Below are 26,056 nucleotides of genomic sequence, written 5' to 3'. Positions count from 1 at the left end.
CAACCCGCCCGGCCTAACCCACTTCGGTCGCGGTACGAGGCCCCGGCTGTTGCTGGGAGCGCGTCGGCGCATTTCCGAATAACAGGTCGTCGCGCCGAGGCTTCGTGAGGGGCAGAGGTTCATGAAAGTCGTCGTCGTCGAGTCGCCGGCCAAGGCCAAGACGATCAACAAGTACCTCGGCAAGGATTACGAGGTCCTGGCCTCGTTCGGCCATATCCGCGACCTGCCGGCCAAGGACGGCTCGGTCGATCCGGAAGCCGACTTCGCGATGCTGTGGGAGCTGCAGGACAAGGGCTCGCAGCGCGTCTCCGAGATCGCCCGGGCGATCAAGGGCGCGGAAAAGCTCATCCTCGCGACCGACCCGGATCGCGAGGGCGAGGCGATCTCCTGGCATGTCGTCGAGGCGCTCACCGCCAAGAAGGCGCTCAAGGGCATCCCGATCGAGCGCGTGACCTTCAACGCCATCACCAAGGCCTCCGTTGACGCGGCGATGAAGAAGCCGCGCCAGATCGACCAGGCGCTGGTCGACGCCTATCTGGCGCGCCGCGCTCTCGATTACCTCGTCGGCTTCAACCTCTCGCCGGTGCTGTGGCGCAAGCTTCCCGGGGCCAAGTCGGCCGGTCGCGTGCAGTCGGTGGCCCTGCGGCTCGTCGTCGAGCGCGAGATGGAGATCGAGCGCTTCAAGCCCCGCGAGTACTGGTCGCTGGTGGCGACGCTCGTGACCGAAGAGGGTGCGATGTTCGAGGCCCGGCTGACCGGGGCCGACGGCAAGCGGATCCAGCGGCTCGACGTCGGCAACGGCGAGGACGCCGCGCGCTTCAAGAAGGATCTCGAACTCGCGACCTTCCAGGTGGCCTCGGTCGAGGCCAAGCCCGCCAAGCGCCACCCCGCCCCGCCCTTCACGACCTCGACGCTGCAGCAGGAGGCCTCCCGCAAGCTCGGGATGGCGCCGGCCCAGACGATGCGGGTCGCGCAGCGCCTCTACGAGGGCGTCGACATCGGCGGCGAGACGGTCGGCCTGATCACCTACATGCGGACCGACGGCGTCGACATGGCGCCGGAGGCGATCAAGGACGCCCGCTCCGTGATCGGCAAGGAATACGGCCCGCGCTACGTGCCGGACGTGCCGCGCAAGTACACGGTGAAGGCCAAGAATGCCCAGGAGGCCCACGAGGCCGTGCGCCCGACCGAGATGAGCCGGCTGCCGAAGCAGGTCGCGCGCATGCTCGATTCCGAGCAGGCCAAGCTCTACGACCTGATCTGGACGCGGACCGTCGCGAGCCAGATGGAATCGGCCGAACTCGAGCGCACCACCGTCGAGATCACCGCCAAGGTCGGCCCGCGCACCATCGAGTTGCGCGCCACCGGACAGGTCGTGAAATTCGATGGCTTCCTCACCCTCTACCAGGAGGGCAAGGACGACGAGGAGGACGAGGACGGCAAGCGCCTGCCGCCGATGGCCGCCGGCGACCCGCTCAAGCGCGAGCGCATCGCCTCGACCCAGCACTTCACCGAGCCGCCGCCGCGCTTTTCGGAGGCGAGCCTCGTCAAGCGCATGGAAGAGCTCGGCATCGGCCGGCCCTCGACCTATGCCGCCGTGCTCCAGACCCTGCGCGACCGAGAATACGTCAAGATCGAAAAGAAGCGGCTGCAGCCGGAGGACAAGGGTCGGCTCGTTACCGGCTTCCTCGAGAGCTTCTTCAAGCGCTACGTGGAGTACGACTTCACGGCCGACCTCGAAGGCCAGCTCGACCGGGTCTCCAACGCCGAGATCGACTGGCGCGACGTTCTGCGCGACTTCTGGCGCGACTTCTCTGCCGCGATCGGCGGTACCAAGGAGCTGCGCGTCACCGAGGTGCTGGAGGCGCTGAACGGCCTCCTCGGTCCGCACATCTTTCCGGAGAAGGCCGACGGCTCGAACCCGCGCACCTGCCCGACCTGCAACACCGGCCAACTCTCGCTGAAGCTCGGCAAGTTCGGCGCTTTCGTCGGCTGTTCGAACTATCCCGATTGCAAGTTCACCCGCCAGCTCGCCACCTCCGGTGCCGAGGGCGAGGATGACGGCACGTCCGAGGGCGGCCAGCCGGGCGTGCGGGTGCTCGGCGACGATCCCGCCACCGGCCTGCCCGTAACCATCCGCGACGGGCGCTTCGGGACGTTCCTGCAGCTCGGCGAGGCCTCCACCGAGAAGGACGCCGCGAAGCCGAAGCGCTCGTCGCTGCCGAAGGGCATGGCGGCCTCCAGCGTCGATCTCGCCATCGCCCTGCGGCTGCTGTCGCTGCCGCGCGAGGTGGCGAAGCACCCCGAGAGCGGTGAGCCGATCCTCGCGAGCATCGGCCGCTACGGCCCTTACGTGCAGCACGGAAAGACCTACGCCAACCTCGGCAAGGACGACGACGTGCTCGAGATCGGCGGCAATCGCGCCATCGACCTCATCGTCGCCAAGGAGCAGGGCGGCGGCCGCGGCCGGCCGTCGAGCGATCCGGGCCGCGCGCTGGGCAAGGACGAGGCCACGGGCCGCGACCTCGTGGTCAAGGCCGGCAAGTACGGGCCCTATGTCAGCGACGGCGACGTCAACGCCACGCTGCCGAAGTCCATGTCCGCCGACGCCCTCACGCTCGCCGAGGGCATCGACCTGGTGAACGCCAAGCGCGCCTCGGGCGGCGGCAAGAAGGCGCCGGCGCGGGGCCGCAAGACGGCGGCAAAGAAGCCGGCGGCGGGAGCTGCGAAGAAGGCTCCGGCGAAGAAGCCGGCGGCCAAGAAGGCGGCGGCGAAGAAGAGCGCGAGCTGAGGGCCATTGCCCTCGGCTTCCACCGGGCAGTGCAGAGTCGTAGTTCTCGAATCCACTGCACTGCGTTAGGCTGTCTACATGGCTGATCGCTCCGATAGCTCCACGATTGACCCTGCGCCGCAGCACCCTCCTGCGGGCTCGGCGGACCAAACGCGGTTCGCCGCGGACGCCCTCCGTTTGGAGACGATCCCTGACGAGCACCGGGCCTCGGTGATCCGTGGCCTCGCTGATCTACGAGACGGCCGGATTGCCGCCGCCGCCGACGCCGAGGTCGAAGCCGTCTACCGTCGCTTCGGCCGTTGAGAGTTCAGTACACCCGCAACGCGCTCGACGATCTCGCCGGCATCATCGCCTATCTCGCCCCGCGAAACCCCTATGCCGGTGAGAGACTGCGCGTCGACATCCGCGCTGCCGTAGATCGCCTCGCCGACCATCCCTTCAGCGGCCGTGAGCAGGAACGAGGAAGCCGTGCGGCGGATCGTGTCGCCCGGCTATCGCTACGCAATCTACTACCACGTTGATCCGCAGGCCGATTTGGTCTCGATCCTCGCCATACTGCATCCGGCGTGCGAGCAGCCGTTCCAGAGTGTGTGACGGCAGCGCCCTTGCGGCCAATCCCCGACCCGCCTAGTTTTCCATTCAGCATCACGAGTTGAGCCGACGCTCAACGCCAACCTGCCCTTCCCGGCAAGGTGGCGCCCTGATCAAACAGGGGATGCGGCCGGTCCGGCAACCAAGGGGACTTCGCCGCGCGTCAGCTCATCCGAATGGAAAAGAGCCGTGGCCGACATCCTCACCGAGCAGCAATTCGCCAGCGACAATTATTCGGGGATTTGCCCGGAGGCCTGGAACGCGATGGCCGAGGCCAACACGGGCCACGCCCCCGCCTATGGCGCCGATGCTTGGACCGAGCGGGCGGCGGAAGCCTTCAGAAACCTGTTCGAGACCGACTGCGAGGTGTTCTTCGCCTTCAACGGCACGGCGGCGAATTCGATGGCGCTCGCCTCGCTCTGCCAAAGCTATCACAGCGTGATCTGCGCCGAGAGCGCCCATGTCGAGACCGACGAGTGCGGCGCGCCGGAATTCTTCTCCGGCGGCTCGAAGCTGCTGACCGCGCCGACGACGGACGGGCTGCTGACGCCCGAGGCGGTGCGGGCGGTGGCCGGACGGCGCAGCGACATCCACTTCCCGAAGCCGCGCGCGGTGACGATCACGCAATCGACCGAGACCGGCCGGGTCTATTCCGTCGCGCAACTGCAGGCGCTCTCCGAAACCTGCCGGAGCCTCGGCCTGCGCCTGCACATGGACGGTGCCCGCTTCGCCAACGCCTGCGCCTCGCTGCAGCGCTCGCCCGCAGAGCTGACCTGGAAATCCGGCGTCGACGTGCTCTGCTTCGGCGGCACCAAGAACGGCATGGCGGTGGGCGAGGCGATCCTGTTCTTCGACCGGGCGATGGCGGAGGACTTCGACTACCGCTGCAAGCAGGCCGGCCAGCTCGCCTCGAAGATGCGCTACCTCTCGGCCCCCTGGGTCGGGATGCTGGAGAGCGGAGCCTGGCTCCGCAACGCCGAGCACGCCAATGCCTGCGCCCGAAGGCTCGCCGCCGCGGTGGCCGACGTGCCGGGTGTGTCCGCGATGTTCCCGGTCGAGGCGAACGCCGTATTTCTATCGGCGGCGCCGGACGTGCTCGACGCCCTCGCCCGGCGGGGCTGGCGCTTCTACACCTTCATCGGCGGCGGAGCGCGGTTCATGTTCGCCTGGGATACGGCGCCCGAGCGGGTCGATGCCCTGGCGCGGGACATCCGCGCCTGCGCGGTGCCGGTGGCGGCCTGAGGCTTCCGCGTCAAACGAGGTAGGTGATCGTCGCGGCAACGGCCGTGGCGAAGGTCGCGAGGGTGATCGCGGCCGGCGTCAGCAGCATCGGCCCGCGCAGGGCGGAGACCCGCTCCCCCTCGTCGGCACACCCGAAAGCCTGTCCGGCCGCCTGCTCGAGGCGGACGAGGGAGAGATGACGCGCTTGGGCGGCGGCGGTGGTCATCGAAAAAGTCTCCCTGTGGCGTCGGGTCGGCGGCAAAGCTTGACCATTGCGTTAACCAACGCGCGAATGTCGCACCCGGTTCCGTGCCGGAGGCGGCCTGCGACGCGATGTTAACCACGGCGAGCCGACACTCCGATGACACCGGGCTGCCTGCGCCGGCCGGCGTGTCGGCCGCTCACTGGCTCGGCCCCGGCCCGCATGCGATGATGCGCTGCGCCCGGGCGACGGAATCGCGCTGTTTGTTTCCGTTCTGTTCTGGTACGATCGAGGGATGAAGGCGAATGCTGCGCGACCAAACCCAGGCGTCCGGAGCCGCCGCGTGAGCGACCCCGCACGCGATCTGTTCGGTCCCGGAGCCAAGGGAGCAGCCGCCACGCCGAAGGACGTCCAGCCGGACGCCGCCGAGCGCCGCCGCAAGGTCGCGGTCGTGCCGGCGGTCGAGAGCGCCGAGGCGGGCTATAACGCCTCCGACATCGAGGTGCTGGAGGGGTTGGAGCCGGTGCGGCGCCGGCCCGGCATGTATATTGGCGGCACGGACGACCGCGCCCTGCACCACCTCTTCGCCGAGGTGATCGACAATTCGATGGACGAGGCGGTGGCGGGCCATGCCAGCTTCATCGAGGTGGAGCTCGAGGAAGGCGGCAGCCTCGTCGTGACCGATAACGGCCGCGGCATCCCCATCGACCCGCACCCGAAGTTTCCCGGCAAGTCGGCGCTCGAGGTCATCATGACCACGCTGCATGCCGGCGGTAAATTCGATTCCAAGGTCTACGAGACCTCCGGCGGCCTGCACGGCGTCGGCATCTCGGTGGTGAACGCCCTGTCGGACGTTCTCGAAGTCGAGGTCGCCCGCAACCAGACCCTCTACCGCCAGAATTTTTCCCGCGGGCATGCGCAGGGGCCGATCGTCGAGGTCGGGCGCGTCAACAACCGGCGCGGCACCCGCGTGCGCTTCCACCCCGACGCCCAAATCTTCGGGGCCCACCATTTCGACCCGCGCCGCCTCTTCAAGATGGCGCGCTCCAAGGCCTACCTCTTCGGCGGCGTCGAGATCCGCTGGCGCTGCGCGCCGTCCCTCGTCGAGGGCATGGAGGGAGTCCCGTCCGAAGCCGTGCATAAATTCCCCGGCGGCCTGCGCGACTATCTCGGCCGCGAGATCGACGGCAAGGAGCTCGTCACCGAAGCGGTGTTTTCGGGCAAGATCACCAAGCCCGGCGGCCACGGCTCCATGGAATGGGCCGTCGCCTGGATGGTGCAGGACGACGGGGTGTCGTCCTCCTACTGCAACACGATCCCGACGCCCGAGGGCGGCACCCACGAGGCGGGCCTGCGCGTCGCGCTGCTCCGGGCGCTCCGCGAGCATGCCGAGCGCGTGAACCAGGCCAAGCGCATGGCCCACGTCACCACCGACGACGTCATGGCCACCTGCGCCTCGATGCTGTCCGTGTTCATCCGCGAGCCGGAATTCCAGGGCCAGACCAAGGACAAGCTCGCCACCGTCGAGGCCTCGCGCATCGTCGAGACCGGGATCCGAGACGCCTTCGACCATTGGCTCGCCGCCTCCCCGGCCCAGGCCAACAAGCTCTTGGACTGGGTGATCGACCGCGCCGAGGAGCGCCTGCGCCGCCGCCAGGAGAAGGAGGTCGCCCGCAAGAGCGCCACCCGCAAGCTGCGCCTGCCCGGCAAGCTGGCCGACTGCTCGGCCGCCGGCACGGCCGGCTCCGAGATCTTCATCGTCGAGGGCGATTCGGCCGGCGGCTCCGCCAAGCAGGCGCGCGACCGGAAGACCCAAGCCATTCTCCCCTTGCGCGGAAAGATCCTGAACGTCGCTTCGGCCAGCCGGGACAAGCTCGGCGCCAACCAGCTCATCGGCGACCTGACCCTGGCGCTCGGTTGCGGCACCCTCGCCAACTTCCGCGAGGCGGACCTGCGCTACGACAAGGTGATCATCATGACGGACGCCGACGTCGACGGCGCCCACATCGCCTCGCTGCTGATCACCTTCTTCTACCGGCAGATGCCGAAACTGATCGACAAGGGCCACCTCTACCTCGCGATCCCCCCGCTCTACCGCCTGCAGCAGGGCGCGAAGATCCACTACGCCCGCGACGACGCCGACAAGGACCGGATCATCAAGACCGTCTTCAAGGCCGGCAAGGTCGAGATCGGCCGCTTCAAGGGCCTCGGCGAGATGATGCCCGCCCAGTTGAAGGAGACCACGATGGACCCGAAGAAGCGCACGCTGCTCCGGGTCGCGATTCTGGACGAGGCCCGCGAGAGCACCGGCGACACCGTCGACCGGCTGATGGGCAACAAGCCGGAGGCGCGGTTCGCGTTCATTCAGGAGCGGGCGGCGTTCGCGGATGGGGCTGAGTTGGATATTTGAATTTTCTGATTGAGCAGTTAGTTTGAGAGACGGAAACGTCCAAAAATTACCTGTGAGCTAAGGCATGAAACAGATTTTGATTCTGCATATTGCTTGGATGAGAGATTACTGTGGGTTAAAAAATGATAAGCCTTATGGTCAGTTTGGGCATATGACACAGGGTGGAAGCCCTCACGAAGCATTCAATTTTCTTCCCTATAAAGACCGATGTTATGGTTATGCTGCTGTTAGCAATGGTCGTGTAAATCTCCAAAAGCTTGGTGGTGATACCGAGGCTGAATACTTAGATAATATTCTCGTTATTTGGACTGCAACGCACCCTTCTCAAAGAGATCCGATAAGCAAACGGAGATATCGATACGTCGTAGGGTGGTATAACAAAGCCCGTGTCTCGGCCGACATGATGGAGCGGTCCAAAATAGCGGCTGCAAAAGAATTAAAGGATATAGACAAACTTATATATATAGCCTCTGCAAATGCTTTTGATTGCTGTCTCCTTAAAGAAGTAGATCGAATATTTGAAGTTCCAGCTATGATAAAAGGGTACCCAGGCGTATCGCCTGCATTTTATCCCAGCGAAAACAGCAATCAAGAATGGATTTTAAGTCTTAGAGATTATATTGAAACAAAAAGCATTTTAGAAAATAAAGCTTTAAAAAATATTATCGACAATCTTGATGGGGCTACTTCTGAGCGTAGAGAGTATCTACGCGAAGTTTTTGTCCGAGATGCCAAGCATGTGAAAGAATTAAAAAAGCTGTATGGTGGACGATGCCAGATTTCCGGTCAGAAAGTCTTGGAAGATTTTTCAGTAGATATAACAGAGGCCCATCATATTAGATGGCTAACGCGCGGGGGCTCTGATGAAAAGGATAATATGATTGTTTTATCTCCTAATCTACATGCCGCTATTCATGCGACCAATGCAGAATTTAATTGGTCTGAACTAAGTTTCGACATTGGCGGGAAAAAATTTCCGGTCATTCTAAATAAACATTTAAAAAATAAATAGTACCGGAAATATTTTCAGTGCCGAGAAGTGCCAAAAATCGCGTAAGGCGCAAAATTTCGGACGTTCTCAGTATTAACGTTCGGCAAGAAGATTGTCATGATTTTCCGGGCGTCCGTCAAGTCTTCGGCGGCTTTGTCAAGATAGGCTCACCCCCGGTTTCACAGCGTCACGCCGTCGCGCCGCAGTTCGCCCATCCATGCAGTCCGCTCTGTGTAGGCGCCGGCCTGCAGCGGCAGAGCGTTGAAGACGGCACCGGTCGCCATCAGGATATCGGTTTCGATCTCGGCGAGAGCCTGGGACTCGCGGTCGAAGCTATGCAGCTCGGTCAGGAAGAGGCCGATATCGTAATCGGAATCGGGCCGTGCGTCCCCTCGCGCCCGCGAGCCGAACAGCACGATGCGGTCGATCCGTTTGCCGTAGATACGGTCCACGGCGGTGCGGAAGCGCATCAAGACTGGATCGTCCGCTGGATTGACGGCCATGACTGCCTTCCTCGGATGCGTGAGAAATAGCATGGAGATCGGCAGTTCCGCCACGGGGCGGGGCTCGCCGCCCGCAACTCTCGCGTTCCCCGTCGGCGTCGCCGGCCAGCGCGTCATCAGCAGGAGGCTTCGCCGTCATTGCGAGGCGGAGCCGAAGCAATCCAGGGCCGACGCGCCGACGGTGCGGTTGTGGCCCTGGATCGCTTCGCTGCGCTCGCGATGACGGAGCGGGCTGCGACGCCGTTGGCGGCCCTCGGAGCCATGCCGGCATCGTCTCGGACGAAGCCGAGCGGACCGTCACCGGCCCGACCTCCAGAATGCAATTTACGATACATCTTAACGTCGGCGTTTCACCCCCCGTGCTGTGGTGCCGGGTGACAGTCTCGATCACCGAGAGCTGAAAGCGCGCGCCATGATCACGACAGACACCGCGCCGGCGCCGTCCGAGCCCGGCGGGCGCGGCGGCCGGATCGGGCGGCGGCTCGTCGGGCAGATCTGCCTCGTCGGCCTGATGATCACCATCGTCCTGTCGGGGTTCTTCTTCACCAACTGGAACCAGCAGAGGCTGATCGACCTGCGCGAGGGCGGGCGGCAGATGCGCATTGCGCAGGAAGGCCTGATGGAGGCCGAGGCCTATGTTCTGAACACCTCGCTCGGCGACCAGGACACAGAGTATTCCGCCTACAGCCGGGCCTTCGAGGCGTTGCACAGCCGTGAAGACAAGCTGGCGCAGCTCGACCGCTTCCTGCGAGCGCAGGACGGCACGCGGCCCTCGGCGGTCGCGCTCGTGAAGGCGCTGGAGACGAGCTGGACGGAGGTCCTGGCGGTCGCGCGCGACGGCCGGTTCGCCGAGGCGCGGGGTCTGCTGCAGCAGCGCCGCAGTGCGGCCCAGGTGGCCCGGCTCCGGAGCGCGTTCGACGCCTTCCTCACCGATTGGAACGCGCATTTCGCGATCCACGAGAGCCGCATCGAGATCGGCAAGGTCTTCGTGCTCGTCGCTCAGATCCTGATCGGCGCGATGATGATCTTCGCCTTCCGCTCCGGCGCGCGGGATGCGAAGGCGCGGCTCGCCGCCATGGCCGAGATGGACCGGTCGCGCACCCAGGTCGGCCACCTCTTCGGCATGACCGACATGCTGCAGAGCGCAGCGGACCATCACGATGCGAACGCGGTGCTGCGGGCGACGGCCGGCGAGCTGATCGGCGGCTTCGGCGGCGCGCTCTACGTCTTCAACAACTCGCGCGACCGCCTCGTGCTCTCGACCTCCTGGGCCTGCGACGATGCCGCGGCTTTGCCCGAGCAGATCACGGTCAATCAGTGCTGGGCGATGAAGCGCGGCAAGCCGCACATCAACCGCAGCGGCGCGCGGGCGCTCTGCTGCGAGCACCACGCCTCCAGCCTCGCCGCCCTGGAAATCCCCATGGCGGCGCGCGGCGAGAATCTCGGCCTCCTGCAGATCTTCGCGCACGGGGCGGGTGCCGAAGAGCGGCTGGCGGCGATCCTGCCGCTGAGCTCGGCGCTGGGCGACGCCATGTCGCTCGCCCTCTCGAACATCGCTCTGCGCGAAAAGCTGCGCAACCAGGCCCTGCGCGACCCGCTGACGGGCCTCTACAACCGGCGCTACATGGAGGACAGCCTCGACCGCTACGTGCGCCTCGCCGAGCGCGAGGGCCGCAAGGTCTCGGTGATCATGATCGACCTCGACCACTTCAAGCGGCTCAACGACGAGCACGGCCATGCCACCGGCGATGCCGTGCTGCGCGAGGCCGCGGCGGCGATCGTCGGCACCCTGCGGGAGACCGACGTGGCCTGCCGCTACGGTGGCGAGGAGATGATCGTGTTCCTGCCCGACTGCAGCCTCGAGGACGCGGCGATCAAGGCCGAGCAGATCCGCGCCCGCATCGAGAGCCTCTCGGGCGCCCACGGCGCCCAGGTCTCGGCCTCCCTCGGCGTCTCCTCGGTGCCCTGCACGTCGAGCAACAGCGCCGACCTCGTCAAGGCGGCCGACACCGCCCTCTACAAGGCCAAGCACAACGGTCGCAACCGGGTCGCGCTCGCCCCGGTGCGCGCGGGACGGCGCAGCTGGGCGGACGGGGGCGAGAGCGGGGATGGTGTGTTGCCCATCGCCGCGGAGTGATGGTTTTGGAGAGGCGCATTGGTGATGGCGGCGTGTCGGAAGCCGTAGCTTGCAGTGTCGGCGTCCCTGTCCCTCGTACCGCTTCCGGTTGATCCGGTCGGGCCGTGCGCATCCCCTCGCCCCGCTTGCGGGGAGAGGGCTTCGGCGACCTCGTCGTCGCCGAAGCGTGGTGGCAGACGACGGTGAGGGGGCTTCGGCGGAGGAGCCACGATCGGCGTCGCCCCCTCACCGTCGCTTCGGCTTCGCCTCCGCTACCCACATGGACGATACGGTCCGTGCGGGCCACTCCCAGCATGCGGGGAGAGGGGGCACGCGCACCAAGCAACCTGATCTGCTGGAAACGGTCTCACTCCCACGTTCGCGGCTGGCGCCCCTCGCCGGCCCCACGACCGCAGACGGTGGTCTTCTGGATAGTGTAGGATTATTAGCATAGGAGCGGCGCGCCGTCAAGACCGTCCGGCGTCGCGTGCGCGCGACGAAACGGGGCGGTTTCGCGGCCCGGATCGCGTGGGACGGCCTGGGACAGGCGGGACGAACGTCCCGAATTTCCGGCGAAACGAACGGCGGCCGAGCCCCTCGGGCCGGCGCCCTTTTTCCCGGCCGGGTACTCGTGCGATACGCCCCGACCGTGCTCCCCGACTTCCGCCAGAGCCTCGCCACCCCGGCCCTCCTCGCCCACCGCCGGCTCGGCTGCGTCGCCGGCGTCAGCGACTGGCGGCCGTGACCCCGCCCTTGCCCTGCGCGGCCTGAGCGAGCAGAGACCGGGCATCGACGGCTTGAGGACACCCGTGAGCGACACGCCTGCCCATTCGAGCCCCGCCGGAGCCGCGGCGTGAAGCCCCTCGTCGATCTCGTGCGGGTGATGCGCCCCCGCGACCGGCGGCGGCTGGTGCTGCTGCTGATCGGGCTCGCCCTGGCGGCCCTGTTCGAGGTGGTCGGCGTCGCCTCGGTGGTGCCGTTCCTGACGCTCGTCGGCGACCCGGCGGCGGCGGCGCGCATCCCTGCCCTCGCCGCGATCCGGCAATCGCTCGGCCTCGTCGACGACCACGCCTTCCTAGTGACGACGGGGATCGCGGCCCTCATCGCCATCCTCACCACCAGCGTCGTCAACGCCGCTCTCGCATTCACCCAGCTCCTCTTCACGAACCTCGCCGGCTACGGCTTCGCGCGGCGCCTGCTCGCCGTCTATGTCGACCGCGAGCGGATGTTCTTCGCGCATACGAACAGCGCCGAACTCGCCAAGAACGTGCTCAGCGAGACCGACCGGCTCGTCGTCGGCGTGCTGACGCCGACCCTGGTGATCGCCTCGCGCGGCGCTTCGGCGCTCGCCGTGATCGTGTTTCTGATCCTCTATCAGCCGCGTCTCGCGCTGCTCCTCGGGGGCGGCTTCGGCGGACTTTACGTGTTGATCTTCCTGGTGATGCGGGCGCGGCTGGCGCGGATCGGCGCCCGTGCGGTGGTCGACAACGAGCGGCGCTACCGGATCGTGCAGGAGACCTTCGGGGCGCTGACGGAACTGAAGCTCTACGGACGGGCCGAGACCTTCTCCTCGGGCTTCGATGCGCCGGCCCGGGCCTATGCCAGGGACTCCGCCGAGAGCCTGGTGACCGGGCAACTGCCGCGCTACGTCATCGAATCCCTGGCCTTCGGCGGCGTCATCGTCGTGGTGCTGTTCGCCCTGTCTCGGGGCTACGATACCGCCGGGCTGCTACCGCTGCTCGGGCTGTTCGCCTTCGCCGGCTACCGCATGCTGCCGGCCTTCCAGAACATCTTCAACTCGTTGGCGCTCATCCGCTTTTACCTGCCGGCAGTGAAGGTGGTGGCGGACGAACTGAAGAGCGAGCGCTTGCCAGAACCGCGTGGGCAGGAACGCCTGCCCTTCTCGAAGGCGATACGGCTGAGCGGCCTCGGCTTCGACTACGAGCCCGGCCGCCCAACGCTCGACGGCATCGACCTGACGATCCCGGCCAACGCCACCATCGGGCTCGTCGGCCGCACAGGGTCCGGCAAGTCGACGCTGGTGGGGCTCGTGCTCGGCATCCTGACGCCCACCCGCGGCACCATCCGCATCGACGGTCACGCCCTCGATGCGGCGAGTCTGCCGGCCTGGCAGAACCGCATCGGCTACGTGCCGCAGGACGTCTTCCTGATCGACGGGACGATCGCCGAAAACATCGCGCTCGGCGTTCCGGCGGATGAGGTGGACCAGGGTGCGATCGAGCGTGCCGCGCGGCTCGCCGGCATCCACGATTTCGTGCTCGGCTTGGCCCAGGGCTACGCCACCGGCGTCGGCGAGCGCGGTACCCGGCTCAGTGGCGGCCAGCGCCAGCGCATCGGCATCGCCCGCGCGCTCTATCACGACCCGGACGTCATCGTGTTCGACGAGGCCACCAGCGCCCTTGATGCTGAGACCGAGACGGCGGTGATGGCGGCCCTCGGAGCGCTTGCCGGCACGCGCACGATCATCATGATCGCCCACCGCCTGACCTCGCTGCGCCACGCCGACATGGTCCACGTTCTGGAGGCCGGCCGCTTGGTGACTTCCGGCCCGCCGGAGATCGTGATCCCCGAACTCGCCAAGGTTCTGCCGGGACAGACGACGGAGGCTTAAGCCTCTGCCAGGACGCGTGTCCCGCCGACGCTGGGCATCAGCCGGCGAAGCACGAGATGCGTCGGCAGGAACAGCAGGGCCGGCAGCCCGACGACCATCGCCGCGAGCCAGGCCCAGGCCGGCATCCAGGCTTGCGCGACCGCATCGCTGAAGCCCCAGACGTAGTTGATGTTCACCGGCAGTAGGCCGGCATCCGGCCGCGGCGACGGCATCAGAAAGAAGCAGATCAAAAGGGTTGCGACCGCCATCGCGCTCCAGATCGGTAGCGCCCGCCGGTCGTAGCCGAGCCGGGCGACCAGGAAGACGAGCAGCAGCGGCAGCCAGCCGTGGAAGCCCGACAACGCCCGCAAGAGCAATGGTTTGGAGGCGTCGAACATGTACTCCGTCATGCCGGTGATCGGAATTCCGACGGCACCGCCGAGGAAATCGACGATCCAGAGCAACTGCGGTGCGAGGATGCCGACGGCGCAGAGTGAGATCAGCAGTGGGCTCTCGATCCAGATCCCGACCAGCGTCAGCAGCACGGCCTGATCGCAGAAGTAAAGGAAGTTCGTCGGCCCGTAATGGGTGAGGTAGACCGGGAGAAGCAGGGCGGCGAAGGCCGTATAGGCGAGCTTCACTGCGATCGGGATTTTCTTGTCGTTTGGCGGCGAGTTGATGGCTGCCGTCGAGACGGCGGTCGGGGAGGTCATCGTCGTCTCCGGGGCGTTCATCGGCTGGTGATGGCCCGCGGCGGCATCGTACCGCCGCGAGTGCAAGCGGTGCGTTTCCTCAATCCTTGCCGACCGACATCAGCAGGCGCTCGGTGCGGGCATCCTCGATACGGTTATGCATGCGGCGCCCTTCGTGAACATCGCGCATCGTCTTGGTGCAGGTCACGCAGGACTGGACGAGCATCACCACGCCCATGGCGAAGTAGCCTTTCATCCAGAAATCGATCGGCATGAACAGAATACCGATGGCGACCATGCCGGCCGAGGCGATGAAGGAGCCGTAGGTGAAGGTCACCCAGGCGCCGGAATGCTGATGAATGGTTTCGGTGGTCATGGCGGAGGCTCCTTTGGACGGCTGTGATGCGGTGAGGGGTCAGGCGGCTTCGGCCCGTCGGCGCAGGCGGTCGAGAACGGCATCGGCGCTCGTGTTGCTGTGCGGGCCGAAACCTTCGCGCTCCATGCGCTCGGCGATGTCGGCGCCGGGATCGGCTTCGGAGAGCGCAGCCTCGGTGTCGGCGGCCTCCTGCTGCAGTTCACGCAGGCGCTCGAGCGTGGCCTCGGCTTCGGAAAGTGTCGCCAACTCGCCTGGGCCCGGATTAACCCGCATGCGGCGGACCGCTTCCGCGGCGGCCGCAGTCCGGCGTCCGCGCTCGAGTTCGGCCTGTCGCCTGTTGGCGTCGGCAACGAGAGAACGGATGCGGACGACCTCTGTCTCGTAGCGGCTGCGGGCAGCGCGGATCGCATCGCGCTCGGATTCGAGCTCTGCGATGGCCTGCGCGGCTTCTCTGGCGAGATCCTCGCGGCCTCCGGAGAGCGCGGCGACGGCGCGCGTTTCCAAGTCTGCGGCGCGGGCTTCCACCTCCGCAAGCTTGCGGCCTTCGGCGAGATCGGCGGCGACTGCCGCTGCCAGCGCCCGCCGGCTGCGCTCGAGCGAGGCGCGGGTCTCACGGACCTGCTGGTCGAGGATCAGAAGGGCATTACGATCGAGAAATTCCTCGCTGGCGCGGGCGGTGGCGCCTCTGGCGAGGATGCGGACCAGCTTGAACATCGTTGCGTCTCCACATGCGTGAGCGGTGTCACGCAGGATGAGTCACACGAGTTTGCACGCTGTTCAAGTGACATTTTGCACGTCGTGCAAAGAGAGGCTTCGATCGGGTAGGCGATCCGTGGACGGTACGATGCACTGCCGTTGTTCACGTCACGGCGCGCGGTCTCGAAATTGGCAGTCTTCCGGTGCCTCGGAGGCGGCACCCGGTCCGCCATCGCGGCTTCGAGAAACTCACTGGTTCTCGCGGGCGGCGAGCCAGGACAGCGTGAAATATACGAAGATGGCCAAGCCCTGGATTGCGACCAGCACGATCGGCATCGGCAGCAACTGCGGTGTCAGTACGGCCAGCGTGATGCCGCTGGTGGCAGCGAGGAGCCACACCACGCCGCCCCATGCGCTGGTCAGCCAGAGGCCTACCGCGGCGGTGAAGTCGATCACGGCGAAGTAGACGATCACCGTCTGGCGGCCGAGCGGCTCGCTTTCGAAGGAAGGTGCGCCGGGCAGCACATCGACGATGTCCGCCCAGGTCAGAATACCCTTGGCGATCCAGACAAGCGCTACAATGCGCATGAACCAGACGAGGACGGTGTCCCAGCGGGTCTGCCGGCGTTCGACGCGCTCAATACGGTCGTTGGCGCCCTCGGCACTGCCGATACGGCCGCGGCCGTCCCGTGTGGTACCGACTTTGGTCAGAGCCTTCACAGATGTGGCCTGCTCAAGCGAAGGACGGTTCGGAGCCGCCGATCGGCTCGAAAGCGGTGGCGATTGCAGCCATGTCGACCGCGTCGAGGGTGGCCGGCTGCCAGCTGGGCTTGCCGTCCTTGTCGACGATGACAGAGCGCACGCCCTCGTAGAAGTCGTGGCCACGCATCACGCGGGTGCAGAGGCGGTACTCGATCAGCATCGCTTCCTCGAAACTCAAGTCGACGCCCCGCCGCATCTGCTCGAAGGCAATGAGCGCGCTCGTCGGGGAGCGCGAGCGGATCAGGGCCGCCGTCTCTGCGGCGAAGGATGCGCCGGAGGAAGCCGCCACGTCGAGGCGGCCGAGAACGTCGTGCACGCTGTCGGCGGAAAAACACTCGTCGATCAGGCTGCGCTCGGTAACGAGCGGGCCGGTCCCGGGCGGCTCGGCCGCGTAGGCTGCAAGCGTCGCTTCTATGTCGTCACCCTGGGCAAGCGCATCGACGATGGCGTCGAAGTCGGCGGCCTTGGCCGAATGCGTGGCAAGGCCGAGAGCGAGGGCCTCGCTCGCGCCCACGCGTGCGCCCGTCACCGCGAGGTAGGTGCCGGTGCGGCCGGGCAGGCGCGGCAGCGCGTAGGTCATCCCGACATCGGGAAAGTAACCGATGCCGGTCTCGGGCATCGCAAACATGTACTTTTCGGAGGCCACGCGGATATCGCCATGCACCGAGATGCCGACGCCGCCGCCCATGACCACGCCCTCGATCAGGGCCACGTAGGGCTTCGGGTAGCGCTTCACGTAGGCGTCGAGTTGGTACTCGGCGAGCCAGAACGCGAGGGTCTCCTCGAAGCAGCCAGCCTTGCCGAGCTCGTAGATCTGGCGAATGTCGCCGCCTGCGCAGAAGGCGCGGCCGCCTGTGCCACGTACGACGATCCGGGTGACGGCCTCCTCCGTTTCCCAGGACCGCAGTTGGGCATGCATCGCCTGGATCATCGGCAGCGTCAGCGCATTGAGCGCCTTCGGCCGGTTCAGGATGATCAGGCCAGCGGCGCCGCGCCTCTCCAGGATGATTTCAGGATCGGCCCGATCCGACATGCACGCCCCTCTCGTTGAGGCGCTTAGACGAAGTCTTACGGTTTCCGTCAATCAGCGCGGAACGGCGGCTCACCGGATTGCGTGGGGAACCAACGAGCGCTGCGACGCAGGCGTGCTCATTGATTGTCGACGGCCGCCCTCAATGCCGGCGTCCAGCGCGCGACCTCGCTCTCAACGAGTTTTTGCAGGGCGGCAGGCCCCCGGTCGGCGCCCTGAGGAACCTTGCCGCCGAGCTTGAGCAGACGGTCGCGGGTCGGCGGGTCGTCCAGGGCCGCGTTGAGCGCCTCGACGAGCCTGGCCCGGACCTCCTTCGGCAGGCCCTTCGGTGCGAACACGGCGTTCCAGGCGGTCACCTCGAACTCGGGCAGCCCCGCTTCGCGGGTGGTCGGCACGTCCGGCAGCACCGGCGAGCGTTCGTGGGTGGCGATGGCATAGGCCCGGATCGTGCCGGCCTGGAGATGGGGAGCGACGTTGACGATCTGGTCGGTGAGGAAGTCGACCTGACCGGCGATCAGGTCGTTCACCGCCGGGCCGGTGCCGCGATAGACCACGAAGGTCGGCTTCGCGTTGACGATCGAGTCGAACAGCATCCCGGCGGAATGCGAAACCGATCCGACGCCGGCATGGGCCTGACTGTAGGCCGTGCCGTTGTCGTGCAGAGCCGCGATGAAGCCCTTCAGGTCGCTCGCCGGAAAGTCCTTCCGGGCGACGATCACAACCGGCGTGCCGGCGGCGACGCCGATCGGGTCGAAGGTCCGGGCTGGGTCGTATTTCAGGGCGCGGAACAGAGCGGGCGCCGCCCCGTGCGTGCCCATGTGGCCCATCATGATCGTGTAGCCGTCGGCCTCGGCCAGCGAGGCCTGGGTGATGCCTGTGGTGCCGCCGCCGCCCGTGACGTTCTCGATCGCCACCGGTTGGCCCAGCGCCTTGGCCATCGGGGGGACGACGATCCGGGCGATCGTGTCGGTCGGACCGCCGGCCGCGAAGGGTACGACGAGGGTGATCGGCCGGTTGGGATAGGCGTGCTGCGCCATGACGGCCGCCGGTGCAGCTGCGACCGCCGCCGTAGCAAGAATACCCAAAATCAGCGGTCGGCAGAGACTCAAGGCAGACATCGGACATCCTCCGCGAGGACTACGCCACACTGGTACGAGCGCATGGGCACATTGGGCAAGGCTCGTGCCGATCGGTGTCGAGACCGCGGCAGTGCCCCGACGCATGGGTCGAGGCAAGCCCCATGACCTCTGCCACGCATCAAGAGGCGGCCGTTCCGAGCTTGCGCCGGGCGGGCTCCACGTCCCTGTCGCCGCCTTCTGGCGCGTCCTGCGCCGTTACGGGACTGCGCGCAGCGCCGGTGCCGACGGCGCTCGCGATCTGGCCGAGGGCGTCGCGCATCGGCTCGAGGCCCTGCACGGTGACGACGCTCGAGGCCGGTCCCATCGCCGGGATGAAGCCCGCGTCCGAGAGGGTCTTGAACACCGAGAAGTTCAGATCGCTCTGGACCTTCTGGCCGAGGTTGACGTCGGTCACGAGGGCGATCAGGTCGAACTCGAGGAACGGATCGCCGATCTTCTTGAAGACCACCCGCGGCGGCGGCTCCTTGAGCACGTCGGCATGGGCGCTGGCGCAGGCCACGAGCATCTCGGCGGCCCGGACCGGATCCTGGTTGCGCAGCACGCTCACCGAGATGATGACCCGGCCGGTGCGGTCTCCGCGGACCCGGTTCTTCACCACGCCCGAGATCAGGTTCGAGTTCGGCACGATCACGGCCGAGCGGTCGAAGGTCTGGATCTCGGTGGAGCGGACCGAGATGCGCTTCACGATGCCCTCGCTGTCGCCGATCAGCACCTGATCGCCGACGCGGATCGGGCGTTCCCAAAGCAGCAGCAAGCCCGAGACGAAGTTGTTGACGATCGACTGCAGACCGAAACCGATACCGACGGAGAGCGCGCCGGCGACGATGGTCAGCTTTTCCAGGCTCAGGCCCAAATAGGAGAACGCGAGCGCCAGCGCGAGCAGGAAGCCAACATAGCCGGCTACCGTCGAGATCGAGTTGCGCAGGCCGGCGTCGAGATCTGTCGCCGGCAGGTAGGTGTTTTCGAGCCAACGCTGGATCGACCGTGTGATGAACACGCCGAGCACGAGGATGCCGACGCCGAAGACGATCGCCGAGAGCGAGATCGTGACGTCGCCGACCTTGAAGCCGAAGAAGGCCGAGCGCAGCGAGGAGAAAACGTCATTCGAATCGAGCCCCCAGGGCGCCAGCGCCAGCAGTACCGCCACCGCGACGAGCACGACCCGGGCGAAGCCCGTGGCGAGCACGGCGATCTGGTTCAGCGAGCGCTTGCGGAGGCCCGTATTCGCCTGCAGCGCGGTCGCGATCTTGGTATCGTCCGAGAGCGAGCCGCCGATGAAGACGTCGGCGCTGGCGATGAGCAGCCAGAGCAGGACGAACAGGCTCGCTGTCCAGATCAGCTGATCGACGAGAAAGGCCGAGAGCGCCACGTAGCCGACGATCGCGCCGAGGCCGACGAGGACCGTCGCCGCCCAGCCGAGCAGGCGCAACGGCCCGCCGATGCTGCTCGACGTCTCGGTGGCGACGTAGGGACCGAAGCAGGCCTCCTCCTTCTCGGCCGTATCAGCGAAGCGGTGCAGGCCGATGGCCAGGAGCAGCGCGGCCGTGACCGCGCCGATGCCGCGGGTGGCGATCGAGATCGAGAGCGCGGCGTAGATGCCGGAATTGAGCGCCTCGGTGGATTTCGACACGGTGATGACCACCGCGATGCTCACCGCGAGAAGCTGGATGCGCCAGGCGGCGGCATCGCTCACCGGCGTCGGCCGCCAGGCCGGCTTGCCGACGGCGAGGAGCGCGTCGCTGAGCGCCTGCACGAAAGCGATGAAGGCCAGCCCGATCAGAATTGCGCTGGCTACCGGCATCAGCCGGGTCGGGAGCAGGTCGGTGGCGTCGAGGGCGTAGTAGACGGCGTAGCTTCCGGCGACGGCCGGCACCGTTCCGAGGAGCAGCACGCGCCAAGCCGCCAGGAGCTTTGCACGTCGGGTCGGATTCGCGACCTTCGGATCGCGCCGGCCGAGCTTGGGCGCGATGTTGCGGCGCCCGAAATACAGCGCGAACGAGATGCCGAAGGCGATGCCGAGGACCAGCAGGTTCCAGAGACTGCCGTTGCGCGCGAACAGCGTGACGATGTCCTCGAGTGCCGCCTGAAGGGAATTCAGATCGCGCGGCAGGTCCGCGCCGATCTTCATCCAGAGATCGGGACTGAACAGCGCCGAAGAGCGCTCGAACAGGCCGCGAGTGAAGGCGGCACGGCGCTTGTTGGTGATCTGGTCGACGATCTGGTCGCTCTGGACGAGCAACGACTTGGCGAGCCGCTGGGTCTCGTCGATCTCGGTTACGGCGTGCTCGCGTTCGACGCGCTCCTTGGCGACGTCCTCGCCCTCCTCAGTGTCCTTTGGCTTCGGCCCGAGTTGGGTCTGACGCTCCCGGGCGGCTTCAAGGCGTGGTTCGAGGGCGGCGATGATCGCGCGGATCCGGTCGGAGACGGCCTCCAGCCCGTCGCGAGCGCGGGTGAGATCGCCGGCGCCGACGTTGCGGCCGGTCACGGCCTTCTCGCGACCGTCGAGGTTGCCCTTGATCTCGTCGAGGCGCTCGCGGACCGTTTTGATGCCCTCCGAGACGGCGGGCTTCGGTGCGGGCTTTGCGACGGGCGAAGGTGGCGCCGTTTGCGGCGTCGCGCCCGGCTGCGGAACGGCCTGCGACTTGTCGCCGCCGGCCTGAGGCACGGGAGCGGTCTTCTGGTCCTGCTGCGGGCTCGGCGCGGCTCCCTGCCCGACCGCTCCCGTCGGCACCGCAAGGGCGGCCGCCGCCAGAACGGCCGAGAAGCACGCGATGCGTGCGGCGCGAAAGGTCGATCGAACCATCGTCGTCCTTGTTCGAGTGCGGGGCGCGCTCGGTGCGAGCGTGCCTCCAGGCCGAATCACTTTGAGGGGCTGCTCCGATCTGCACAGGAGCATGGGGCGGCTCGCGGTCTCCGTCCCCGGCATCGCTCCCTCCGTCGCGGATCAATGGGGCGAAACGGTGCAAGGCGCGCGCGTGGCAGCCCGGCAATCGCGGAACCTGTGCGCCCGCCGTCTCGCCGATACGGCCCACCTTCACAACCCTGTCACGTCGATATTAGACTGAGCAGCAATGGACATGGCCTTGTCGTCTCGCTGCCGGGCAGCGACGACCGTCGTGACGACGTCCGACGCTCTTGCTGCCCACGTGTCATCGGCTGCCCTTTTCGGCAGTCGTCGCTGGCGTTTCCAGTCCACTCCCGTCTCGCACCGACGTTTCAGCAGTCCAGCGGCCAAGCTTCCGAAGGCTTGGCCGTGCGCTTGGGGGTGCCATATTGTGCCGTATCGGAGTATTGGACCGAGCCACGAGGTCAGAGCTCGTGCACGCGATCAGAGAGTTGCGTCTATGACGAGCATCCGAGCCTGCGTCGCCGACCCGAATATCTCTAGGCGTTCCGAACGACCGGACGCCGCGCCCCTTGGTGCCAGGAGGGCCGCATGAACGCGCCCGTCGGCAATCTTCGCACCCTCGTCCTCAATGCCGACATGCAGCCCGTGAGCTGGGCGCCGCTCTCCGTCTGGAACTGGCAGGACGCCCTCGTCGCCGTGCTGCAGGACCGGGTGATCCAGGTGAAGACCTACGACGACATCGAGGTCCACTCCGCCAGCCAGGCGTTCCAGGTGCCCTCGGTCGTCGCCCTTAAGAGCTATCACCGGCGCAAGAAGGTCGCCTTCACGCGCTACCACCTCTTCCTGCGCGACGAGTTCACTTGTCAGTATTGCGGCGAGCGCCTGCCCCCGCAGGAACTGACCTTCGACCACGTCAACCCGCGCTCGAAGGGCGGCGAGTCGGTCTGGTCGAACATCGTTGCGAGCTGCAGCGCCGACAATCTGCGCAAGGGCAACCGCTCGCTCGCGAAGAGCGGCCTGAACCTGCGTCGCCAGCCCTTCGAACCGTCGCCCTACCAGCTCGACGCCATCGCCAGGCGCCTGCCCAAGGCGAAGAACGAACTGCACAACACTTGGCTCGACTTTCTGTACTGGGACAGCCCGCTCGAAACCTGAGGACGGGTGCCGGACGCCCGCGTGCGATCCGGCACCACCCCCGTCCCCGATCCTTGTCATTGACGGCCTTGAAGAACCGTTGGGCGAGGAGACCGCCGTGGCCTGGGCCATCCTGTTCGTTGCCGGCCTGTTCGAGATCGGTTGGGCGATCGGGCTGAAATACGCTGACGGATTCACGAAACTCTGGCCGTCTGTATGGACGCTTGTCAGCATGGTCATCAGCGTCGTGCTGCTGTCGTTCGCGGTTAGGACGCTGCCGATCGGCACCGGTTATGCCGTCTGGACCGGCATCGGCACGGTCGGCACCGCGTTCTCGGAATTGTGCTGTTCGCCGAGCCCGTCACCGCCACGCGCATCGGATGCATCACCCTCGTCGTCGCGGGCATTTTGGGGTTGAAGCTCGCTGAATGATGATCAAAGCGGCGGTAAAACCGTAGCGCCCGACCGCCAAGCGAGGTCGAGGATCAGTCCGCGCGGGTGGGTATCGATTACCGGCGCGACCGGCAGGCCGGCGGCGCTGAGCAGATTCGCTGTCCAGTGGTTGCAGACATTCGCGAACGAGAAGCGGCCGGTGCCGGCATAGAACAGGCTCGGCCCGTAGAGGCCCGGGCCGTCCTCGACCGGCTGCTGCCCGTCCAGGCGAAACGCCGCGTCGAGGCGAGCGAGGAGCCGAGCGAGGCCCGCCGGGGAGACGCGGATCGGCACGATCTCGGCATTCGGGAAGGCGGCGCGCAGGTTGTCTGGCAGTCCGACCACCTGGACCACGCCCGCAGCGCCGCCGGGCGTGAACAGCGCCTTCGCCGCCAGCATCCAATCGACATCCGCCACCGTCGGCGTCGTCCGATAGAAGCGGGCTTCGCCCCAGCCGAATTCGATTTTCTGGTAGTTGCGGAAGCGGGTGGCCACGGCACGGAGCGCTGCGCCCGTGCCCTCCCCCGTCAGCGCCTCGTGCGGCAGCACGACGCCCGAATGCCAGCCGTGGCTGACGAGGTGGATCGTTCGGGAATTGGTGTCCGTGGGTGGGTAGAGGGCCGGGTCACCCGGCTTCGCCGTCAGGACGACAGCGAAGAAGAACACGATGAGCAGGCCGGCCGCTGCGAGGCCGAAGCTGCGCAGCCATCCCATGGCGCTTCGATCCGGTCTTCAGCTCTGATCCGTCAACCGCGCCAGCGCCTCTCGGATCTTTTCGAGTTTCGCGGCCTCGCTGTCGCGACGTTCGCGCTGCTCTTCGATTACGTCCTCCGGGGCACGGGCGACGAAGTCGGCGTTGCCGAGCTTAGAGTCGATCTTGCCAATCTCGGTGACCGTGCGGCCCTCCTCCTTCCGAAGGCGCGCGACCTCGGCGCCGAGATCGACAATCCCTTCTAGAGGAAGAGCGGCGACAGTGCCGCGTACCAAGAGCTGCACCGAGTTCTTCGGCGCTTCCGCCACGAAACGGATCTCCGAGAGGCGGGCGAGACGAAGGAGGGTGTCGTGCCAGTGCCCGACGCGCTCGCGCACGCTCTCATCGACGGCGACGAGCGCCAGCGGAATCTGCGCACCGGCCGGAACGTTGGTCTCCGAGCGGGCCGAGCGGATTTCCGAGACGAGATCGACCACGACGCCGACCTCCGACTCGGCGGAGCTGTCGGCGAGCCCGGACAGATCCGGCCAGGGCGCGAGCGTGAGCAGCCCGCGATCGGCGATGCCCTCCCCCTTGATCGCCCACAGCTCTTCCGTGAGGAACGGCATGAACGGGTGCAGCAGCTTGGCGATCTGGTCGATCAGGAACGCGATGGTCTTCTGCGTCTCGTCCTTCAGCGCGGCGTCAACGCCCTCGCCCTGCAGCACGGGCTTGGCGAGTTCGAGATACCAGTCACAGAAGATGTTCCAGACGAAGCGGTAGGCTGCGGCGGCGGCATCGTTGAATCGGTAGGCGTCGAGCGCCGTACCCACTTCGGTCACCGCGCGGGCAGCCTCGCCGAGCGCCCAACGGTTAAGGACGGCGTTCGCGCTCTCCGGCCGGAAGGCGGGATCGAGGCGGCAGCCGTTCAGTTCGGCGAAGCGCGAGGCGTTCCAGAGCTTCGTCGCGAAGTTGCGGTAGCTCTCGACCTGGTTCGGCCCGAGCTTGATGTCGCGCCCGGGCGCGGCGAGCGCGGCCAGGGTGAAACGCAGGGCATCGGCGCCGTATTGCTCGATCAGGCCGATCGGATCGACGACGTTGCCCTTGGATTTCGACATCTTGGCGCCGGTGGCGTCGCGCACCAGGGCGTGCAGGTACACCGTGTCGAAGGGCACCTTGTCGGTGAGATGCAGGCCCATCATCATCATGCGGGCGACCCAGAAGAACAGGATGTCCTTGCCGGTGACCAGAGTGTTGGTCGGGTAGTAGCGTGCGAGTTCCGGTGTCGTCTCGGGCCAGCCGAGGGTCGAGAACGGCCAGAGCGCCGAGGAGAACCACGTGTCGAGGACGTCCTCGTCACGCCGCAGCGTGACGGGACCGCCACGGGCCGCGTCGGCCTTGGCCTGCGCCTCGGCTTCGCTCATGGCGACGTAGATGCCGCCCTCCTCGTCATACCAGACCGGGATCTGGTGGCCCCACCAGAGCTGGCGCGAGATGCACCACGGCTCGATGTTGGTGAGCCACTGGAAGAAGACCTTTTCGTTGTTCTCGGGGACGAACCGGGTCTGGCCGTCGCGCACGGCCTGAAGCGCGCGCTCGGCCAGCGGCTTGACGTTCACGTACCATTGATCGGTGAGATAGGGCTCGATCACGACGCCGGAGCGGTCGCCATGCGGCACCGCATGGGCGTTCGGCTCGATCTTGAGCAGCAGGCCACGCTCTTCCATCAGCGCGACGACGCGCTTGCGGGCGACGGCGCGGTCGAGGCCGTGCAGTTCGAGCGCCGGCGGCTCCGGCTCGGCACCCTCGAAGAAGGCGTCGTTGCCGACGAGCAGCATCTGCCCCTCCTCGTCGAGCACGTTGATCGGGCGCAAGGAGTGCCGCTTGCCGACCTCGAAGTCGTTGAAATCGTGGGCCGGGGTGATCTTGACTGCACCGGTGCCCTTCTCGGGATCGGAATAGGTGTCGGCGACGATCGGGATCGGCCGACGCACCAGAGGCAGCAGCACCCGCTTTCCGACCAGCGTCGTATAGCGCTCGTCCTCCGGATGCACCGCGACGGCGGTGTCGCCGAGCATGGTTTCGGGCCGCGTCGTGGCGACCGTGATGGTTTCGCCGGTGAGCGCGCCGGCCTCGTCCACGACCGGATAGTCGAAGTACCAGAGGTGCCCCTTGGTCTCGACCTGCAGGACCTCGAGGTCGGAGATCGCGGTCTGGAACTTCGGATCCCAGTTCACGAGGCGCTTGTCGCGGTAGATCAGGCCCTGTGCGTGGAGGTCGACGAAGGTCTTGAGGACGGCCTGCGACAGGCCCTCGTCCATGGTGAAGCGTTCGCGCGACCAGTCGCAGGAGGCACCGAGGCGCTTCAGCTGGCCGACGATGGCCCCGCCCGACTCCGCCTTCCAGGCCCAGACCTTTTCGAGAAAGGCCTCACGGCCGAGCTCGCGCCGGCCCGGCTGCTGGGTTTCCATGAGACGGCGCTCGACCACCATCTGCGTGGCGATGCCGGCGTGATCGGTGCCCGGTTGCCAGAGCACGTCGCGTCCGCGCATGCGCTCGAAGCGACAGAGGATGTCCTGCAGCGTGTTGTTGAGTGCGTGGCCGATATGCAGCGATCCCGTCACGTTCGGCGGCGGGATCACGATGCAATAGGGCTCGGCGCCGGCGCGCTCGGGCCTGCCGGCCCTGAAGGCGCCCTCGGCCTCCCAGGCAGCACCGACGCGCGCTTCGACGGCGGCGGGATCGAAGGTCTTGTCCATCATGAGGCGGTCGGGCCGATCGTGCGGGCGGTCTTTTGAAGATGCCGCCGCTTTCAACCCT

Annotated in this window: 20 protein-coding genes, 1 pseudogene and 1 riboswitch; of the genes and pseudogenes, 10 read left to right on the top strand and 11 right to left on the bottom strand. The window is 66.7% G+C overall.

Translation table 11 applies throughout. The annotated features are described in order from the left end of the window. Positions 1-121: 121 nt before the first annotated feature. From topA to FV217_RS00325, 4 genes are all read left to right on the top strand, one after another. Positions 122-2,791 carry a type I DNA topoisomerase gene (gene topA / locus FV217_RS00340; RefSeq protein ID WP_147813147.1) on the top strand — a complete coding sequence of 890 codons (2,670 nt, stop codon included), beginning with the start codon at positions 122-124 and terminating at the stop codon, positions 2,789-2,791. A gap of 78 nt (positions 2,792-2,869) precedes the next feature. Further along, entirely contained in the window at positions 2,870-3,094 is a 225-nt protein-coding gene (locus FV217_RS00335) for a hypothetical protein (protein ID WP_147813145.1), read from the top strand. Positions 3,095-3,238: 144 nt separating this feature from the next. Further along, the gene (locus tag FV217_RS23265; protein ID WP_246682692.1) at positions 3,239-3,385 is read left to right on the top strand and encodes a hypothetical protein; all 147 of its coding nucleotides are present in this window, start codon (positions 3,239-3,241) and stop codon (positions 3,383-3,385) included. Between the two features lie 43 nt (positions 3,386-3,428). Next, positions 3,429-3,538: riboswitch (SAM-I-IV-variant riboswitch) on the top strand. A 42-nt stretch (positions 3,539-3,580) separates the two neighbouring features. Continuing rightward, positions 3,581-4,624, top strand: a complete 1,044-nt coding sequence (locus tag FV217_RS00325) for a low specificity L-threonine aldolase (protein WP_147813403.1) — start codon at positions 3,581-3,583, stop codon at positions 4,622-4,624. A 10-nt stretch (positions 4,625-4,634) separates the two neighbouring features. On the opposite strand, the gene FV217_RS00320 is transcribed toward FV217_RS00325, so the two are convergent. Continuing rightward, the gene (locus FV217_RS00320) at positions 4,635-4,829 is read right to left on the bottom strand and encodes a hypothetical protein (RefSeq protein WP_147813141.1); all 195 of its coding nucleotides are present in this window, start codon (positions 4,827-4,829) and stop codon (positions 4,635-4,637) included. Between the two features lie 319 nt (positions 4,830-5,148). On the opposite strand from FV217_RS00320, the gene parE reads away from it, so the two are divergent. Then, positions 5,149-7,215 carry a DNA topoisomerase IV subunit B gene (gene parE / locus FV217_RS00315; RefSeq protein WP_147813139.1) on the top strand — a complete coding sequence of 689 codons (2,067 nt, stop codon included), beginning with the start codon at positions 5,149-5,151 and terminating at the stop codon, positions 7,213-7,215. Between the two features lie 64 nt (positions 7,216-7,279). After that, positions 7,280-8,227 (top strand): hypothetical protein, encoded by a 948-nt coding sequence (locus FV217_RS00310; RefSeq protein WP_147813137.1) that lies wholly within the window; start codon positions 7,280-7,282, stop codon positions 8,225-8,227. 158 nt (positions 8,228-8,385) lie between these two features. Here FV217_RS00310 and FV217_RS00305 read toward each other — a convergent pair whose 3' ends face one another. Continuing rightward, positions 8,386-8,763: a nucleotidyltransferase domain-containing protein gene (locus FV217_RS00305; protein WP_238231114.1), complete on the bottom strand. Its 378-nt coding sequence runs from the start codon at positions 8,761-8,763 to the stop codon at positions 8,386-8,388. Positions 8,764-9,121: 358 nt separating this feature from the next. Here FV217_RS00305 and FV217_RS00300 point away from each other — a divergent pair, with 358 nt between their 5' ends. Together FV217_RS00300 and FV217_RS00295 are read left to right on the top strand one after the other, a co-directional pair. Next, on the top strand, positions 9,122-10,846 hold the full coding sequence (locus FV217_RS00300) for a GGDEF domain-containing protein (protein ID WP_147813135.1): 1,725 nt from the start codon (positions 9,122-9,124) through the stop codon (positions 10,844-10,846). Between the two features lie 832 nt (positions 10,847-11,678). Further along, positions 11,679-13,457 (top strand): ABC transporter ATP-binding protein, encoded by a 1,779-nt coding sequence (locus FV217_RS00295; protein ID WP_147813133.1) that lies wholly within the window; start codon positions 11,679-11,681, stop codon positions 13,455-13,457. On the opposite strand, the gene FV217_RS00290 is transcribed toward FV217_RS00295, so the two are convergent. The 7 genes from FV217_RS00290 to FV217_RS00260 form a co-directional block, all read right to left on the bottom strand. Next, a complete protein-coding gene (locus FV217_RS00290; RefSeq protein ID WP_147813131.1) occupies positions 13,454-14,149 on the bottom strand; it encodes a hypothetical protein in 696 nt (231 codons plus the stop codon). The two genes, FV217_RS00295 and FV217_RS00290, sit on opposite strands and share 4 nt — an antisense overlap. A gap of 79 nt (positions 14,150-14,228) precedes the next feature. After that, complete coding sequence (locus FV217_RS00285) at positions 14,229-14,504, bottom strand: YiaA/YiaB family inner membrane protein (RefSeq protein ID WP_147813129.1); 276 nt, start codon at positions 14,502-14,504, stop codon at positions 14,229-14,231. A gap of 39 nt (positions 14,505-14,543) precedes the next feature. After that, on the bottom strand, positions 14,544-15,218 hold the full coding sequence (locus tag FV217_RS00280) for a PspA/IM30 family protein (RefSeq protein ID WP_147813127.1): 675 nt from the start codon (positions 15,216-15,218) through the stop codon (positions 14,544-14,546). A 231-nt stretch (positions 15,219-15,449) separates the two neighbouring features. After that, positions 15,450-15,920 (bottom strand): DUF6163 family protein, encoded by a 471-nt coding sequence (locus tag FV217_RS00275; protein ID WP_147813125.1) that lies wholly within the window; start codon positions 15,918-15,920, stop codon positions 15,450-15,452. A 13-nt stretch (positions 15,921-15,933) separates the two neighbouring features. Continuing rightward, the gene (locus tag FV217_RS00270) at positions 15,934-16,995 is read right to left on the bottom strand and encodes an enoyl-CoA hydratase/isomerase family protein (RefSeq protein WP_147813123.1); all 1,062 of its coding nucleotides are present in this window, start codon (positions 16,993-16,995) and stop codon (positions 15,934-15,936) included. A gap of 116 nt (positions 16,996-17,111) precedes the next feature. Further along, positions 17,112-18,029, bottom strand: coding sequence for a tripartite tricarboxylate transporter substrate-binding protein (locus tag FV217_RS00265; protein ID WP_147813399.1), 918 nt, complete (start codon positions 18,027-18,029; stop codon positions 17,112-17,114). Positions 18,030-18,249: 220 nt separating this feature from the next. Continuing rightward, positions 18,250-20,934: a DUF3772 domain-containing protein gene (locus FV217_RS00260; RefSeq protein ID WP_147813121.1), complete on the bottom strand. Its 2,685-nt coding sequence runs from the start codon at positions 20,932-20,934 to the stop codon at positions 18,250-18,252. Positions 20,935-21,567: 633 nt separating this feature from the next. Here FV217_RS00260 and FV217_RS00255 point away from each other — a divergent pair. Further along, entirely contained in the window at positions 21,568-22,134 is a 567-nt protein-coding gene (locus FV217_RS00255; RefSeq protein ID WP_147813119.1) for an HNH endonuclease, read from the top strand. Between the two features lie 97 nt (positions 22,135-22,231). Further along, positions 22,232-22,545 (top strand): annotated as a pseudogene (gene sugE / locus FV217_RS00250) (quaternary ammonium compound efflux SMR transporter SugE). A gap of 3 nt (positions 22,546-22,548) precedes the next feature. On the opposite strand, the gene FV217_RS00245 reads toward sugE, so the two are convergent. Continuing rightward, a complete protein-coding gene (locus tag FV217_RS00245; RefSeq protein WP_147813117.1) occupies positions 22,549-23,259 on the bottom strand; it encodes a DUF2459 domain-containing protein in 711 nt (236 codons plus the stop codon). A gap of 18 nt (positions 23,260-23,277) precedes the next feature. Next, positions 23,278-25,998, bottom strand: a complete 2,721-nt coding sequence (locus FV217_RS00240) for a valine--tRNA ligase (RefSeq protein ID WP_147813115.1) — start codon at positions 25,996-25,998, stop codon at positions 23,278-23,280. Positions 25,999-26,056: the final 58 nt, after the last annotated feature.

It is taken from the genome of Methylobacterium sp. WL9 (assembly GCF_008040035.1).
GTDB lineage: Bacteria > Pseudomonadota > Alphaproteobacteria > Rhizobiales > Beijerinckiaceae > Methylobacterium > Methylobacterium thuringiense.
Note: the sequence above shows the minus strand (reverse complement) of the source record. Positions and strands in the feature narration are given on the sequence as shown.